General features: G+C 73.5%; 10 protein-coding genes. All 10 read left to right on the top strand.

Features of this window, described 5'->3' with window-relative positions; translation table 11 throughout:
* Window positions 1–10: 10 nt before the first annotated feature.
* The 10 genes from ACZ6I3_RS31660 to ACZ6I3_RS31615 are packed head-to-tail and all read left to right on the top strand — an operon-like array spanning window position 11 to window position 16,199.
* A complete protein-coding gene (locus ACZ6I3_RS31660) occupies window positions 11–4,663 on the top strand; it encodes an amino acid adenylation domain-containing protein (RefSeq protein WP_469419281.1) in 4,653 nt (1,550 codons plus the stop codon).
* Window positions 4,660–4,971 (top strand): phosphopantetheine-binding protein, encoded by a 312-nt coding sequence (locus ACZ6I3_RS31655; RefSeq protein ID WP_469419279.1) that lies wholly within the window; start codon window positions 4,660–4,662, stop codon window positions 4,969–4,971. Before ACZ6I3_RS31660 ends, ACZ6I3_RS31655 begins: the two co-directional genes overlap by 4 nt.
* Window positions 4,968–8,456: a thioester reductase domain-containing protein gene (locus ACZ6I3_RS31650; RefSeq protein WP_469419277.1), complete on the top strand. Its 3,489-nt coding sequence runs from the start codon at window positions 4,968–4,970 to the stop codon at window positions 8,454–8,456. Before ACZ6I3_RS31655 ends, ACZ6I3_RS31650 begins: the two co-directional genes overlap by 4 nt.
* The gene (locus ACZ6I3_RS31645; protein WP_469419275.1) at window positions 8,449–9,321 is read left to right on the top strand and encodes a 3-hydroxyacyl-CoA dehydrogenase family protein; all 873 of its coding nucleotides are present in this window, start codon (window positions 8,449–8,451) and stop codon (window positions 9,319–9,321) included. Before ACZ6I3_RS31650 ends, ACZ6I3_RS31645 begins: the two co-directional genes overlap by 8 nt.
* Window positions 9,322–9,370: 49 nt before the next feature.
* On the top strand, window positions 9,371–9,682 hold the full coding sequence (locus ACZ6I3_RS31640; protein WP_469419274.1) for an acyl carrier protein: 312 nt from the start codon (window positions 9,371–9,373) through the stop codon (window positions 9,680–9,682).
* Window positions 9,679–10,788 (top strand): acyl-CoA dehydrogenase family protein, encoded by a 1,110-nt coding sequence (locus tag ACZ6I3_RS31635; RefSeq protein WP_469419272.1) that lies wholly within the window; start codon window positions 9,679–9,681, stop codon window positions 10,786–10,788. The genes ACZ6I3_RS31640 and ACZ6I3_RS31635 overlap by 4 nt, the downstream gene beginning before the upstream one ends.
* Window positions 10,785–11,771, top strand: coding sequence for a 3-oxoacyl-[acyl-carrier-protein] synthase III C-terminal domain-containing protein (locus ACZ6I3_RS31630; protein WP_469419270.1), 987 nt, complete (start codon window positions 10,785–10,787; stop codon window positions 11,769–11,771). Before ACZ6I3_RS31635 ends, ACZ6I3_RS31630 begins: the two co-directional genes overlap by 4 nt.
* 2 nt (window positions 11,772–11,773) lie before the next feature.
* The gene (locus tag ACZ6I3_RS31625) at window positions 11,774–13,852 is read left to right on the top strand and encodes an HAD-IIIC family phosphatase (RefSeq protein ID WP_469419269.1); all 2,079 of its coding nucleotides are present in this window, start codon (window positions 11,774–11,776) and stop codon (window positions 13,850–13,852) included.
* An 11-nt stretch (window positions 13,853–13,863) separates the two neighbouring features.
* The gene (locus ACZ6I3_RS31620) at window positions 13,864–15,414 is read left to right on the top strand and encodes an amino acid adenylation domain-containing protein (protein WP_469419267.1); all 1,551 of its coding nucleotides are present in this window, start codon (window positions 13,864–13,866) and stop codon (window positions 15,412–15,414) included.
* Between the two features lie 47 nt (window positions 15,415–15,461).
* Entirely contained in the window at window positions 15,462–16,199 is a 738-nt protein-coding gene (locus ACZ6I3_RS31615; RefSeq protein ID WP_469419266.1) for a tyrosine-protein phosphatase, read from the top strand.
* Window positions 16,200–16,201: the final 2 nt, after the last annotated feature.

Raw genomic sequence — 16,201 nt, 5'->3', positions numbered from 1 at the left:
GAGGGCGAAGATGAGTGATCAGAACAACCCGGTCCTTGGCCGGCGCGGCCTGGCCGAGGCACCCCTGTCAGCGGCGCAGCAGAGCCTGTGGTTCATCGAGCAGGCTCATCCCGGCACCGCCGCCTACCACGTGCCGCTGCTGATGCGCTGGAGCGAGACGGTGGACCTGCCCGCGCTGCGCCGGGCTCTGCGGCACCTGACGACCCGCCATGAGGCGCTGCGCACCACGTACTCGTCGCACGACGGCCGGCCCGTGCAGCGCGTGGGCCCGCCGCGTCCCGTCGACGTCACGGTGAGCGGACTCGACGCCCGCCCGGGCCCGGACCAGCTCGCCGCCGTCGCCCGGGTCCCCTTCGACCTGGAGAACGGGCCCCTGCTGCGGTGCCACCTGTGGCAGGGGGCGCCCGAGGGCGACACCCTGCTGCTCACGGTGCATCACATCGCCTTCGACGGCTGGTCCCTGGCGACGCTCCTGGACGACCTGCGCGAGGCGTACGACGCAGCCCTCGCCCAGGACCGCGCCGCGTCCGGCGTACCAGCGGTTCAGTACGCCGACTTCGCCCTGTGGGAGCACGAGACCTGGCAGCGGCGCGATGTGGAGGGCCGGGCCGGGCGACGGGCCGACGAGCTGGCCGAGGCCTCGGCCTCACCGCTCTTCCCCGGCCGGGGCCCGCGCACCGACGACGTCCGCACGGGCGGTCATCTGGCGTTCTCCGTGCCCGGCGACCTGTGGGCGGAGACCGGGCTGCTGGCCACCCGGTTGCGGGCCACGCCCTTCGTCGTACTCTTCGCCGCCTTCCAGGAGGTGCTGCGCCGCTGGTCGGGCGCGGCGGACTTCGTGGTCGGCACCGTCATGGCGAACCGCCCGAAACCCGTCCTGGAAGGCGTGGTCGGCTGCTTCGTCAACACGGTTCCACTCCGATGCAGCCCCGCACCCGACATCACGTTCGAAGAGCTGTGCCTGCGGTCGCGTACGGAATCCTTCCGGTCCCTCGCCCACCAGGACATCCCCTTCGACCGGCTCACGGCACTGACCGCCGCCAAGCGGGGATCCTGCCGGGGCCCGCTGGTGGAGGTCGCCTTCGGCCTGCAGAACATGCCGGCCCCCCGGGCCTCGGGCCACCAACGCTGGCAGCAGCCGGAAGTCCTGCCCACCGGCACCGCCCGGTACGACCTGCTGCTCCTGATCGAGGACCGGGCCGACGAGGTCGTCGGCACCATCGAGTACGACCTCGCGCTCTGTTCCGCAGAGACGGCCGAGCGCCTCCGCGACGCCTATCTCGCGCTCCTCGCCGCCGCCGTGCGTGCCCCGGACACCGTCCTCGCCGCGCTCCCGCTGTCCAGCAGGGCACCGGGCGCCGCCATCCCCGGGGTCCTCATCGGGCCCCGCAGGGACCTGAGCGCGAACGAACCGCCCGCCGACCGGACGCTGCTCGACGTGATCGCGGCCCGGCTCGCCGACGACCCGCACGCCACCGCGGTCCGCGTGGGCGACGCCCGGCTCAGCAGGGGCGAACTCGACGACTGGTCCTGGTCGGTCGCCGCGAGCCTCGGCTCCCGAGGCGTCGGTGGCGTCGGTGGCGGTGTCGTCCCCGTGATCGCCGCGCGCGGCCCCGCCCTGGTGGCGGGCTGGCTCGGCACCCTGCGCGCGGGCCGCGCCTACGTCCCGCTGAACCTGGACACCCCCGTAGAGCGCCTGGAGCATGTACTGGGTGACCTGGACACCCGGGTCGTCCTCGCCGACGAGGCCGGTGCCGCGGCGATCCGGCAGGTGAACACCGACGTACGCGTGCTCGATCTGGCGGCGCTCCGGCACGCCCACCAGGGCGACCGACGGTCTCCCGTGCTCGCCGGGGACGACACCGCCGTGGTCATCTACACCTCGGGCACCACGGGCCGGCCCAAGAGCGTCCCCGTGCCGCACCGAGGCCTCGCCAACACCGTGCTGTGGTGGGCCGACGACGCCGGTCTCGGACCGGACGACCGGCTGCTGTGCGTGGTGGGCACCTCGTTCGACCCGGCGACCTTCGAAACCTTCCGCGCGCTGGCCGCGGGTGCGGAACTGGTCTACGCCGACGACGTGGAGCGCAAGGACGGCCGGGCCCTGCTCCGCCTGCTGCGCACCAGCACGGTGGTGTCCATGACGCCAGGCCTGCTGCGCGCGGCGCTGGACGCCGAAGACACCGAAGACACCGAAGACGCCGCGGACACCACGGGCGCCGGCCGCGCCGGATCCTCGCTGCGGCTGGTCCACCTCGGCGGCGAGAAGCTCACCCGCGCGCTCGCCGCGGAGTGCGCACAGCGCTGGCAGGTGGCCCTGCGCAACGTCTACGGGCCCACCGAGGTGTCGTGCACCAGCCTGTCGGCGCCGGTCGACGCCGACGACCCGCAGGCGCCGCCGATCGGCTCACCCGTGTGGAACACCCGGGCCTATGTGCTCGGGCCCGCCGGGGAGGAACTGCCGCCCGGCCTGCCCGGTGAGCTCTACCTCGCGGGGGCCGGTGTGTCCCGGGGCTATCTCGGCCGTCCCGGCCTCACCGCCGAGGCCTTCCGCGCGGACCCGTTCGCCCCGGCCGACGAGCCGGACGCCCGGATGTACCGGACCGGGGACCGCGTCGTGGTCCGTGCCGACGGGCTGGTCGAGTACCTCGGCCGCGCCGACGACCAGGTCAAGATCCTCGGCAACAGGATCGAGCCCGCCGAGGTGGCCGCACTGCTCGAAGAGCGGCATGACGCGGTGTTGTCCGCCGCCGTCACCCTCGACGAGGACGACCCCGAGCGCCTTGTCGCGTACGTGGTGCTCGCCGACCCCGCGGCGGCGCCGACCCATGACGAGCTGGTCGGCCCCCTGCTGCGCTGGCTGCCCGCCGCGGTCCTGCCCGGCGCGGTCCATGTCGTGGACGCCCTGCCCATGACGCCGAACGACAAGATCGACTTACGGGCGCTGCGCGCGCTGCGGGGCATCCCACTGCCCCGGGCCGAGCGCCGGCCGGCCGACCTCGACCCGGCACAGCGATGGGCGAGCGAACAGTTCCTGTCCGCCCTGGACGCCGACGGCCGGCTCGGGTCCGACGCGGGGGCGCTCCGTGCGGGTGGGCTCGCCCCTGGCGACGACTTCTTCGCCCTGGGCGGGCACTCCCTGCTCGCCGTGCGCATGCTCGCCGCCATCGAGCGCGAGGACGGCGTCGCGCCCGCGCTGGGGGCCTTCCTCGCACAGCCGACCGTGGACGGCCTCGCCCGGCTTCGGGAGGAGACCCCCGCCGGGACGCGGCGCGACGCGGCGCCGACGCCGCGGGACGGCCGTTACCCGGCGACTCCCATCCAGCAGCGCATGCTGTTCCTGGACCGGCTCGCCAGTCAGCGCACCGCCTATCTGGCGCCCACCGTCGTGGAATTCACCGGACCGGTCGATCGCCACGCCCTGGCGCGGGCCCTCGGCCACGTCCTCGGCCACCATCCGGCGCTGCGTTCCAGGTTCGCCCTGGACCGCGACAGCAGGCAGGTCTTCTACACGACTGACGGCACCGCCCCCGAGGTCCGCGTGAGCGACTGGACCGGGTCCGGGGACGAGCGGCTGGCGGGGCACCTGAGGGAGCTGTGCTGGACTCCGTTCGACCTCGCCGAGGAGGCTCCGGCGCGGGCGGAGATCGCCGCGGCCGGCGATCGGACCGTGCTGGTCCTCGTGTGCCACCACATCGTCACCGACGGCTGGGCCCAGCAGCTCCTGCTGCGACAGCTGGGGGAGGCGTACCGGGCGGTCGTGGCCGGTGTCCGGCCCGAGCTGTCCGCGGCGGTCCACCCCGGCGCGCTGCCCGACGGCTGGGCCGCGCTCGACGCCGCCCAACGCGCCGAACGCACCCAGGCGTCACTGGCGCGGCTGCGCGGGGCACCCACCGACATCGCGCTCCCGCGCGACCGCGAGCGCCCGTCCGTGCAGGACACCGCGGCGGACAGCCGCGCCGTCCGGCTCTCCGGGGCGACCAGCGCCCGGCTGCGCGCGGTTCTCGCCGGCGCGGGCGTCACCACCTCGATGGCCGCGCCCGCCCTGCTGGCCGCGGCGCTCGCGCTCCCCTGCGGCCAGCGCGACTTCCTCTTCGCCTTCCCCTGGGCCGGCCGGGAGAGCGCGGCGGGGACCGAGGCCGTGGCCGTACTGATCAGGACCCTGGTGTTGCGGGTCGACCTGCGGGACGACCCCACCTGGCGCCGGCTCCTCGCCTCCGTACGGGAAGAGAGCCTGACGAGCTACCGGTACGCGGACGTGCCCTTCGAGGAGCTCGTCGCCGGCCTCGACCCCGGCCGCGGCCTCGGCCGCCCGCCCGTCACCCCCGTCCTCGTGACCGCCGCGTCGGATCCGCCCGCCGTGCCCGACCTCGGGCCTGGGATACGGGCCCGGCAGACGCCACCGCCCGGGCTGCGCATCAAGTACGAACTGGAGCTGATGCTGCGGGACACCGGCGACGACATCGAACTCGAACTGGCCTATGCGACAGCCCTGTTCGACCGCCCGACCGCGGACGCGCTGCTGAGCGGCATCGCGCGGGCCGCCGATCTGCTGGCCAGCCGTCCGGACTCCCGGGTCCTGGACGATTCGCCCCCGGCGCCCCAGGGCGCGCACGCCGACCGGCCCCGCCAGGGCCCGGAGACTGGAGAAAGACAGCCATGACGGATCCGACGGAGGACATACGACGGATCTGGAGCACGGTGCTGGGCACCGAGGTCCAGGACACCGAAGTCAACTTCTTCGACGTGGGCGGCCATTCGCTGCTCGTCATGGTGCTCCAGGAGCACCTGGAGGAACTCGCGGCGCGCGAGATCGCCCTTGAGGACCTCTTCGAGCATCCCACCATCCGGGCGCAGGCCGAGCTGCTCGCCGCCGGGCCCGCTGCCGCGGTCGACGCGGGCCTCGGCGCCCGCGCCAGGTCCCAGCTGCTCGGCCGCAGCCGCTCCGAGGCCGCGGAGGACCGGGCATGAGCCGCGCGACGGACATCGCGGTGGTCGGCCTCGGCTGTCGCTTCCCCGACGGCCCCGACGCCGACTCCTTCTGGGGCAACCTGGTAGCGGGGGTCGTGTCCACGCGTGCGCAGTCCGAGGAGCGCCTGCGGGCCACCGGCCTGTCCGAGGCGGAGTTGAAGGACCCGAACTTCGTACCTGTCGCGGGCACGGTGCCGGACGTCGAGCTGTTCGCCGCCGAGTTCTTCGGGTACTCCCCGGCCGAGGCCGAGAACATCGACCCCGGCCAGCGGCTCTTCCTCGAAGTCTGCTGGGAGGCACTGGAGTCCGCCGGGCACGCACCCGCCGGGGAGGGTGCGGGACCGGTGGTCGGCGTATTCGCCAGCGGCGGCCCGAGCCCCTACACCGTGGCCCTGCAGGCGGCCAGACTGCGCGAGGGCGGTCTCGCCGCCGCGGTCGACGACCTGGACCTGACCCTGGGCGGGGCACCCGACTTCCTGGCCTCGCGCGTCGCGTACAAGCTGGGCCTGCGGGGTCCCTCGGTCGGCGTCCAGACCGCGTGCTCCTCCTCCCTCACCGGAGTGCACTACGCCGTCCTGAGCCTGTTGTCCGGCGAATGCGACCTGGCCGTCGTCGGCGGTGCGGCCGTCAGCGACCCGCTGGTCGGCTACGCCTACCAGCCCGGCGGGGTGATGTCCGAGGACGGGCAGTGCCGCCCGTTCGACGCCCGCTCCACCGGCACCGCCGCGGGCGCTGGTGCGGGAGCCGTGGTGCTCCGCCGCCTCGACGACGCGCTCGCCGACGGCGACCCCGTGCTCGCCGTGGTGCGCGGCAGCGCTATCGGCAACGACGGGTCCCAGCGCTCCGGCTTCACCGCGCCCAGCTCCACGGGGCTCGCGGGGGTCGTCTCCGGGGCGCTCGCGGTCGCGGACACGGCACCGCACACCGTGCGGTATGTCGAGGCGCACGGCTCCGGCACCCAGCTGGGGGACAGCCTCGAACTCCGCGGTCTCACCGAGGGGTTCCGGGCCGCCGCCGAGAGCGCGGGTACACCTCAACCGAGTCCGGGCGGGTGCGCCCTCGGCTCGGTGAAGGCCAACATCGGGCACGCCGGATGGGCCGCCGGCATCGCCGGATTCATCAAGGCCGTGCGGATCGCGCACACCGGTGTCGTACCGCCGCACCCGTCCTTCGAACACCCTCGCGACCCGGGCGTCCTCGCCGACAGCCCCTTCCGCGTCCCGACGGAACCGGCACGGGTTGACCACTGCGCCGACCGCGACGGCTGGCACGTCCTGGTCAACTCGATGGGTCTGGGCGGCACCAACGCCACCGTGGTGCTCGCCCCGCCGCCCGCGCCCACCCGTCCCGAGGCCAGGCCCGCCGACCGGGTACGGCTCGTCGTCTCGGCGCGCACCCGCACCGAACTCGACGCGCTGTCCCGCCTGCTGGCCGAACGTCTGGACGCCGGCGCCCCCGCGGGGGACGTGGCCCACACCCTGCGGGTCGGCCGCCGTTCCTTCGCCGAGCGCCGGGTCGTGACGGCGGCCCCCGACCGGCTGGCCGCCGCCCTGCGGCTGCCGCGCCCGCCGCACGCACGGACCGTGCGGGCCAGGCCCGGCAAGGTCGTCATGGTCGCGCCGGACCACGGGAACGCCGTACCGGCCGGTCTCCTCGACCACTTGGTGAAGGTGTTCAACGGCCGGGCCGACGTGGTCACCGAGGCGCCCGCCGAACCGGGCAGGGACACCCATGTCCTGTGGCTGTCGGCCGATGCCGCCCCGGCCGGCGCCCACCCGCTCGCGCTCGGCCCGCAGGGCGTGCCGGACCCGGACGCCCTGGACGAGGCCGTCACCACGGCATGGCTGCACGGCGCCGAGGTCGACTGGACGTACCTCGCGCGGGGCGCCGCCGGACGGCGGCTCGCCCTGCCCACCTACCCCTACGAGCGGCGCCGCTACTGGGCCCTCGACCGCGTCGACGTACGGTCCTTCGCCGCCCCCGGCGCCCCGGCAGCCCCCGGCGCGCCCCTGGCCGGCGAGCGCCCGGTGGGCTCCGATCAGACGGAGGACGAGCTCCTCGGCATCTGGGCCGAGCTGTTCGGCACCCCGGCGATCGGCCTGGACGACGAGTTCGGCGCGCTCGGCGGGACCTCCCTGCTGTCGGTCAGGATGGGCATGGAGGTCCACAGCCGGCTCGGTGTCCTGGTCAACCTGCACCGCGTGGGCGGAAGCCGGGCCACCGTGCGCAAGCTCGCGGCCACCGTACGGGCCGGGCAGCACGCCAAGGACGCGACGCCCGAGGAGATCGCGGACGGCGAGGGCACCCTCGTCGACGCCGACCTCGCCCTGCCGCTGGGACCGGCGTCGCCGGAGACCGCCCCGGGCACCGATGTCCTGCTCACGGGGGCCACCGGCTTCCTCGGCGCGTTCCTCCTGCACCAGTTGGTGGCCACGACGCCGCACCGCGTGTACTGCGTGGTCCGGGGCGACAGCGAGGCCGAGGGCGCCGAGCGGCTGCGGGCGGCCGCGGCCTCGTACGGGCTGCCCGAACCCGACCCCGAGCGGGTGCGGGTGGTGAGCGGTGACCTGCGCGAGGTGGGCAAGGTCTGCGACGACCACCGGGACGGCGAACTGATCCGCCGTGTCGGACACGTCCTGCACTGCGCCGCCCGGGTCGTGTTCACCGAGCCCTACAGCGAACTGCGCGAGGACAACGTCCTGCCCACCCTCGGGCTGCTGCGCTGGGCGCGGCGGCACGGCGTTCGGGAGTTCAGCCTCGTCTCCTCGCTCGCGGCGACGGGACCCGCCCTCGGCACCGAAGGCCGGACCCTGGAGAGCAGGGAGCAGCCGCTCGACCCGGCCCAGGGCGGCTACGGCGTCGGCAAGTGGGTCTGCGAGCGGCTCCTGGAGCGTGCGGAGGCGGACGGCATGCGCGTACGCGTGTTCCGGCCCGGCCTCATCCTGGGCGCCACCGCCACCGGCGCCTGCAACCCCAAGGACATGCTGTGGCGCATGCTGGCGGCCGGCCTCGCCACGGGTGTCCATCCGCTGGACGACCGGCCGATGCCGATGGCGCCCGTCGATCTCGTGTCGCGGGCCGTCGTCGACCTCGCCTTCACGCCCGGCGCGGCGGGGCGGGCCTTCCACCTCGTGGCGCCCGAAGGGGTCAGTGCACAGCGGCTGTTCGCGCTGCTCGGCGAGAGCGGGCTGCCCACCGAGCCGCTGAGCCGCGCCGACTGGCTGTCCGCGATGGTCGACCGGGCCCGTGCCGTGGACAACGAGGTGCTGAACAGCATGGCGCTCTACGACCTCGCGGGACACGAGGGCGGCGACAGCGCGGTGGAAGCCGCGGCATGGCGGCCCTGGCTGGCCGAGAGCGGACACAGCCCGGAGCCCACCGGGGAGCTGCTGCGCGCCGCGTTGCGGCATCTCGCCGCCAAGGACCCGGCCTATCTGGAACTGCTCGGGAGCCGTGGCGCACCCGGATCCGATCGAGATGAGTGAGGAAGACGTGACGGAAGGACAGCAGACCGCTCTGCTCGCCGTGCTGGGCGCGGGAGTCATGGGCGTGGGCATCTCCGCGCTGGCGCTCGGCCACGGCATTCCCGTGGTCCTCGTCGATGTGGACGCCGCCGCGCTCGAGCGGGCCGCCGAGGCGGTGCCGCAGCGCATCCGCCAGGGCCGGCTCCTCGGCAAGCTGCCACGGGACACGACGGTTCCACCGCTGGTGACCACCACCTCGCTCGAAGAGGTGAGCGGGGCCACGCTCGTCGTGGAGGCCGTGGTGGAACTGCCGGCGGTGAAGGCCAAGGTCCTCGGCGAGGTGTCCGAACTGATCGCTCCCGGCACACCGGTCGTGACGAACACCTCCGGCATCCCGGTCGACGAACTCGCCGGGCACAGCGCCCGCCCGGCCGATGTCCTCGGGGCGCACTTCATGAATCCGCCGTACCTGATCCGCACCGTCGAGGTGATCAGGGGACCGCGTACCTCCGAGGCCGCCCTCGGCCGGGCCCTGGAGCTGCTCACGGCCCTCGACCGGGAGTCGATCGTGGTCGGGGACGGCCCCGGCTTCGTGATCAACCGGATCCTGCAGCGGATGATCAACGAATCCGCCCGGATCGTCCAGGAGGGCATCTCCTCGCCCGCGGACGTCGACTCCCTGTTCCGGGGCTGCCTCGGCCATGCGACGGGGCCGCTCGCCACCGCCGACCTGATCGGCCTGGACAACGTCGTCGACAGCCTCCGGGTACTGCACGACCGTACCGGCGACGTCGGGTACGCACCGTGCGACCTGCTGCTCAGCAAGGTCGACGCGGGTGACTTCGGCCGCAAGACGGGACGTGGCTTCTATTCGTACCCGTCCTGACCCGTCCCGCGCGCGCCCCGACCCGACCACCGCGGTTCCTTCGGGACCCATGACCGAGAGGCCTCTGATCACCGTGTCCACCACCTCGTCCGCCGAACCGACCGCAGCCGAGATCGAGTCCGCGCTGCTCTCCTTCCTGGAGGAGCGCGTGAAGGTGCCGGTGGCCGCCGACACCGACCTGTTCGCCTCGGGGGCGGTCACCTCGCTGTTCTCCCTCGAACTCGTCGTCCATGTGGAGACGACGTACGGCGTCGCCGTCCAGGGGGACGAGCTGCGCATGGACAACTTCCGCAGCGTGCGGACCATGGTGGGGCTCATCGAGCGGCTGCGCGCCGAGCCAGGGGACGGTGCCCGCTCATGAACGAGGCCGTGGAGCAGGCGGTGGCCCTCGCCACCGGCCTCACCGACGGGCAGGCCGAGGAGTGGGACCGCCGCGCCGAGATGCCGCGCGAGGTGATTCGCGAGCTCGGTGCCAAGGGTGTCCTCTGCGCCGATGTGCCCGAGCACTTCGGCGGCCTCGGCCTGAGCGGTCTCGACAACGGGCAGCTGATCGCCGCCACGGGCGAGGCGTGCAGTTCCCTGCGCAGCATCATGACGTCGCAGGGCATCGCCGCCTGGACCGTGTCCCGGTTCGGCTCGGCCGAGCAGCGGGCGGACTTCCTGCCGCGGCTCACGTCCGGCGAGAGCGCGGGCGTGGCGTTCAGCGAGAGCGGGGCCGGCAGCGACCTGTCCGCGATGGCCACCGAGATCACCCGGGACGGTGACTCGATCGTCGTCGAGGGCGAGAAGGTCTGGGTGACGGGCGCCCACTACGCGTCCCTGCTCGTGGTCTTCGGCCGGTACGGCGGCGGCGCCGCCATGGCCGTGGTGCCGGCCGACGCACCCGGAGTGAGCGTCGAGCGCGTCCCCGACCCGCTCGGCTGCCGCGCGGCCGGCCACTCCACGGTGCGCCTCAGGAACGTGCGGCTGTCCGCCGAGCACCTGCTCGGCGGCGCGGGAATGCCGGTCACCATGCTGGCGACTTCGCCGCTCACCCACGGCCGGATCTCCGTGGCCTGGGGCTGCGTGGGCATGATGCGGGCCTGTCTGCGCGCGGTCGTACGGCACGGTGCCCGGCGAGAGACCTTCGGCAGCCCGCTCGCGGACCACCAGCTGATCCGGCGGCACATCGCCGAGCTGTACGCGGGCGAGCGCGCCTCGACCCGCGTCTGCGAGCGGGCGAGCGAGGACTGGGACGCCAAGCGGCCGCAGCACACGGCGGCAGCCGTGCTGGCCAAGCACGTGGCCGCGGGGCACGCGGCGCGCGGCGCGGCCGGCGCCGTGCAGGTCCTGGCGTCGGCGGGGGCCTCGAACTCGCACGTGGTGGCCCGCGCGTACCGGGACGCCAAGTTGATGGAGATCATCGAAGGAAGCAACGAGATCAGCCAGCTGATCCTCGCCGACGAGGCCATGACGGTGTGGGCATGACGGGCCACGAGGGGCACGGCGGCGAGATCGGCCTGGGTGCCGTCCACTGCCTGCTGCCGGACGTACGGACGAAGGTGGCGGAGCTGCCCGAGACGGTTCTGCTCGGCCACGAGGAGGCCGAGTTCGCCCGGGACTCGGGAGTGGAGACCGTCGGCGTGTTCGACGGGCGCGCCACGGCGGGCCTGGCGGCCGAGGCCGTGCGCGGGCTCGGCCTCGCGGCCGACGAGCGGCCGGATCTGCTGCTCCTGGTCAGTCCCCGCTCGCCGGACGTGCTGCTCGGTTCCGACGTCGGCCAGGTGCAGGCCGAGTCCGGTCTTTCCGGGGCGTTCTCCTTCACCGTGGACGGCCTGGGCTGCACCGGCTCCAGCGCGGCGTGGGCCCTGGCCCGGGACCTGATCGTCGCGGACCCGAACCGGAGCAGTGCGGTGATCGCCCACGCGAGCCGCCCCACCGGGGCCGACCGGGTGCGCTACCCGGTCACCGTGATAGGCGACGGCGCGTACGCCATGACGATGGTGCGCGGCGGCCGCCCGGTGCTGCGGGCCCACCGGATGGAGAGCGACGGCACCTTCCACGACCTGTTCCGCGTCGACTACCGATCCGCGCCTTGGTACGAGTGGCGTGAGGAGTGCCGGTCGGCGGACCGCTACCGGTTCGAGCTGGCCCTGCACAGCAGGGAGCGCCTCGGCCGGCTGACCGACGAGGTGCTCGCCGACGCCGGGATCGGCAAGCGGGACATCGCCGCGACCCTGATGCAGAACGTCACCGCCGGAGCATTCGACTTCTACGAGTCCCTGCTCGGTCTGCCCATCCACCCCGTCTGCAGGCGCCATCTCGCGGAGCTCGGCCATCTGGGGGCGATGGACGTCGTGCTCAACCTCCAAATGCTGCTTGCCGAGGGCGGCCTGCGGCGGGGCGATCACGTGCTCGTCCTGAACAACAGCCCGGTCGCCGCCTGGGCTGCCACACTCTGGGAGATCTGACCATGTCGCACACCGCAGCCGAGCCGACTCCGACCGCAGCGGACCAGCCGCTGGTCAAGTGCCTGGTCTGGGACCTGGACAACACCCTGTGGCGGGGCACGCTCCTCGAGGACGACGAGGTCGAGCTGACCGAGGAGATCCGGCGTACCGTGCTCGAACTGGACGCGCGGGGCATCCTGCAGTCCGTCGCCAGCCGCAACGACCACGACCTCGCCTGGGAGCGGCTGGAGAAGCTCGGGATCGCGGAGTACTTCGTCCTGCCCCAGATCGGCTGGGGCCGCAAGTCGGACTCCGTCCGTGCCATCGCGAGCGGGCTCCAGTTCGCCGAGTCGGTCGTCGCCTTCATCGACGACCAGCCCGCCGAACGCGCCGAGGTGACTCATGAGCTGCCCGCCGTGCGGACCTACGACGCCGAGCGCGCCGCGGAGCTGACCGGGCTCCCCGAGTTCAGCCCCGCCCACGTCACCGAGGACGCGGCGAACCGCCGTGCGATGTACCAGGCCGGCTTCCGGCGTGAACGGGCCGAGCAGGAACACGTCGGCTCCAGCGAGGAGTTCCTCAAGTCGCTCGACCTGCGCCTGGTCATCGAGCACGCGGGGGACGAGCACCTCGCCCGGGTCGAGGAACTGACGCTGCGCACGAGCCAGATGAACGCGACCGGCGTGCACTACTCGGACGCCGACCTGCGGGCCCTGCTCTGCGACCCGGACCACGACGTCCTCGTCATGAGCCTGACCGACCGCTTCGGCAGCCACGGTGCCGTCGGCGTGCTGCTCCTCGAGCGCGGCGAGCGGAGCTGGCACCTCAAGCTCCTGGCCACGTCCTGCCGCGTGGTCTCCTTCGGCACCGGCGCCACGATCCTGCGCCGGCTCATCGCCGAGGCCCACCGCGCCGGGGTGCACCTGACGGCCGACTTCCGTGCCACGGAACGCAACCGGATCATGGAAGTGGCCTACCGGTTCGCCGGGTTCGGCCGGCAGCCGTGCGCGGACTGCGGCCACGCCGCCGCAGCCGACGCGGCCGACGGCGCCGGGTCCGACGTCCAGCGGCTCCATCTCGTCCCCACCGCCCAGGACGTCTCGACCACCATGCGGGTCACCGCCCCGACGCTCGGCGCCGACCGGATCCACTCCGTGCACGAGTGCTACGGCTACCGCGTGGAGTGCTCGTACGATGTCGCGGCGCGCGGCGTGGTGCGGGACTTCTTCGGACCGGCTCTGGCCGATGACGCCCTGACCGGCGCCCACACCAGCACCGTGCGGCTCGGCTTCTCGGTGCAGGACGGCGTGCCCACCGAACCCGTGAACCCGCCCCACAACCTGGAGGTGATGACGGGCGACCCCATCGTGATCGACACGGCAAGCTCCCGCTGCGTGTTCGACCCGTCGACCGCCTCGGGGGAACTCACCCTGGCCCGGGCCGACCTGGACAGCTCCGCGGTGTGGGGCAGGTGGATCCTGGAGCGGCTCTTCCTGTACCTCGTCTGCCGCTCCCCGCGCAGCTATCCGCTGCACGCGGGGGCCATCGAGACGGAAGGGCGGGTCGCCGTCCTGACGGCCGCGGCAGGCGTGGGCAAGTCGACGTTCACGTACTGGGCGCTGCACCGCGGCGCGCGCCTGGTCGGCGAGGACATCCTGGCCAGGAACATGGACGAGCCCGGCGGCGCGCTGTGGGGCTACCCGCGAGCCCTGTACCTGACGCCCGAGATGATCGCCCGCAGCGAGGCGCTCCAGGACGCGACCGCCGTGCCGATCGAGAACGGCGCCAAGTGCCGGGTCACCGTCCCCGGGACGCTGGAGGACCGGCTGTCGTCCCGGGCCCGCCCCTCCTGCCTGGTCTTCCTGGTCAGGGGCGAGGGCGGCGCACCGCGCGAGCTGGACCTGGCCGAGGCCCTCGACCGCTGCCGCGACGACTACGCCACCGCGAAGAGCACCGATGAGGTCGCCGTGGTGGAGGAGGACCTGCGGGCCCTTCTGGCGGGGCTGCCGCTCTGGGAGTTCGAGGTCTCCGACGACCTGGACGAGAGCTACGACCGGCTGCACGCGGCCCTCACCGCTCTGCCGGCGGGGTCCGCCAAGTGACCGGGAGAGCCGTGCACGAGCTGAAGCAGGCCACATCGCTGTACGAGGTGTTCGCCGGACAGGCCGTACAGCGCCCGGACGCCGTGGCGATCACGGACGGCCCGCTCGACATCACGTACCGCGAACTCGAGAGCGCGGCGTGGGAGTACCGCGCCGGTCTCGCGCGGCACGGCGTACGGCCCGGGGATCTGGTGGGCATCAGCCTCGAACGGGGCTGGGAGGTCGTCGCGGCGATCCTCGCCGTCCTCGGCCACGGCTGCGGCTACGTCCCGCTGGATCCGTCGTACCCGGCGGACCGGCTCGCCTTCATGGCGCGGGACAGCGGCGTGCGGGTGGCGATCTCGGCGGCGGACAACGCGGCGCTGCCCGCCGGCTTCGTCCGGGTGACGCGCTCGGGCGCCGCGGCCGCGCCCGCCGAGCCCTTGCCGAGACCGGCGGGCACACCGGTCTACGTGATCTACACATCGGGGTCGACCGGGCTGCCCAAGGGCGTCGCCGTCCCCGAGAGCGCGGTCCTCGAACTGTTCAGGTCCTGCTCCGACGGACCGTTCGAGTTCGGTCCGGACGACACGTGGACGCAGTACTTCAGCTACAGCTTCGACTTCTCCGTCTGGGAGATCTGGGGCAGTCTGCTGTTCGGCGGACGGCTCGTGATCGTGCCGCCGGAGACCGCCCGGCGTCCCGCGGCCCTCCTCGGACTCCTCGCCGAGGAACGGGTCACGGTGCTCAACGCGGTGCCGAGCTTCTTCAAGTACATGCCGAAGGCGTACGAGCGGGCTCCCGTCCCGCTCGCCCTGCGCTACGTGGTCTTCGGCGGCGAGCAGCTGGACCCCATGTCGGTACGCCGGTGGATGCGACTGCGGCCGGGCGCGGAGACGCTGGTCAACATGTACGGGATCACCGAGACGACCGTGCACACCACGTTCGGCGAGCTCACCGAGGAACGGGTGGCGTCCGACGGGTCGGGCACCTGGATCGGGGAGCCGCTCGCGCACCACCGCATGGCCGTGCTGACTCCGGAAGGGCGGCCGGTTCCCGTCGGCGAGCCTGGCGAGGTGTACATCGCGGGCCCGGGACTCGCCGACGGATACTTCGGCCGGCCGGACCTGACGGCCGAGCGATTCCCCCGGTTCGAGCTGGCCGGTGACGACGAGACGCGCACCTGGTACCGCACGGGTGATGTCGCCCGGCGGCTGCCCGACGGCACGTACGAGTACCTCGGCCGCAACGACCGGCAGATCAGCCTGCGCGGGTTCCGGGTCGAACTCGGCGAGGTCGAGGCGGCCCTGCGCGCCGAGGCCGACGTCCTCGACGCGGTCGCCCTGACCGAGGAGACCGCGGGCGGCGAGTCGCTCCTCGTCGCCTATGTGGCCCTCGCCGAGGACCGGACGGCGACGGAGCAACTCACGGCGCGGCTGCGCGAGGCGTGCCGCACGCGGCTGCCCGCGCACATGCTGCCCAACCGGATCGTGGTGGTCTCGGAGATGCCGCTCGCCCCGTCGGGGAAGCTCGACCGGGCGCGGCTCTCCACCGACAGCGGACTGCGGGTGGCCGTGCGATGAGTCTGGATACCGGCACGAGGGGTGCCCGACGAACAAGGAGAGACCCGATGAACCGGCACGTCGTGTTCGAGCGGCTGCACAACTTCCGTGACCTGGGCGGTTACCGTTCGGCCGACGGCGGGACCGTCGCCTGGCGGACGCTGTACCGGGCCGACTCGCTCGGCAAGCTGCGGGGGGCCGACTGGGAGCGGTTCCTGGCGCTCGGCGTGCGGACCGTCATCGACCTGCGCTACCCCTGGGAGATCGAGGCCAAGGGCCGGGTGCCCGAGGCCGGGCGGTTCCACTACGTCAACCTGAGCATCGAGCACCGGCCTTACGACCAGGCGGAGATCTCCCCCGACGTCGACCCGTGGCGCTACCTCGCCGACCGGTTCGCCGAGGTCACCGAGGACGGTGCCGACGAGATCCGGCAGGTCCTCGAGCAGATCGCCGAGGCTCCCGGCCCCGTTGTCTTCCACTGCACGTCGGGCAAGGACCGCACCGGTCTCATCGGAGTGTTCGTCCTCACCCTGCTCGGCGTGGACCGCGAGGACGTCCTCGCGGACTTCGCGCTGACGGAGCTGGCCACGGAGCGCCTGCTCGCGGACTGGCACACCGCCAACCCCGACCGGGTCATGAAGTGGCCTGGCTACGGACGCGCCCCCGCGAAGATCATGGAGCTGGTCCTGGCCGACCTCGAAGCCCGCCACGGGTCCGTGCACGGCTACCTCAAGGACCGGGTCGGGCTCACGGACGACACGGTCGACCGGCTGCGGTCCCGGCTCCTCACCGGCGAGGACGCCTGACC

The sequence above is a fragment of the Streptomyces sp. NPDC041940 genome (genome assembly GCF_055589465.1).
The sequence above is the reverse complement of the archived record's forward strand: the minus strand, read 5'-3'. Positions and strand labels throughout refer to the sequence as shown.

Coding starts and splice junctions, on each gene's coding strand:
- ACZ6I3_RS31660 (WP_469419281.1), top strand. CDS start 11: ATGAGTGATCAGAACAACCCGGTCCTTGGCCGGCGCGGCCTGGCCGAG.
- ACZ6I3_RS31655 (WP_469419279.1), top strand. CDS start 4,660: ATGACGGATCCGACGGAGGACATACGACGGATCTGGAGCACGGTGCTG.
- ACZ6I3_RS31650 (WP_469419277.1), top strand. CDS start 4,968: ATGAGCCGCGCGACGGACATCGCGGTGGTCGGCCTCGGCTGTCGCTTC.
- ACZ6I3_RS31645 (WP_469419275.1), top strand. CDS start 8,449: ATGAGTGAGGAAGACGTGACGGAAGGACAGCAGACCGCTCTGCTCGCC.
- ACZ6I3_RS31640 (WP_469419274.1), top strand. CDS start 9,371: ATGACCGAGAGGCCTCTGATCACCGTGTCCACCACCTCGTCCGCCGAA.
- ACZ6I3_RS31635 (WP_469419272.1), top strand. CDS start 9,679: ATGAACGAGGCCGTGGAGCAGGCGGTGGCCCTCGCCACCGGCCTCACC.
- ACZ6I3_RS31630 (WP_469419270.1), top strand. CDS start 10,785: ATGACGGGCCACGAGGGGCACGGCGGCGAGATCGGCCTGGGTGCCGTC.
- ACZ6I3_RS31625 (WP_469419269.1), top strand. CDS start 11,774: ATGTCGCACACCGCAGCCGAGCCGACTCCGACCGCAGCGGACCAGCCG.
- ACZ6I3_RS31615 (WP_469419266.1), top strand. CDS start 15,462: ATGAACCGGCACGTCGTGTTCGAGCGGCTGCACAACTTCCGTGACCTG.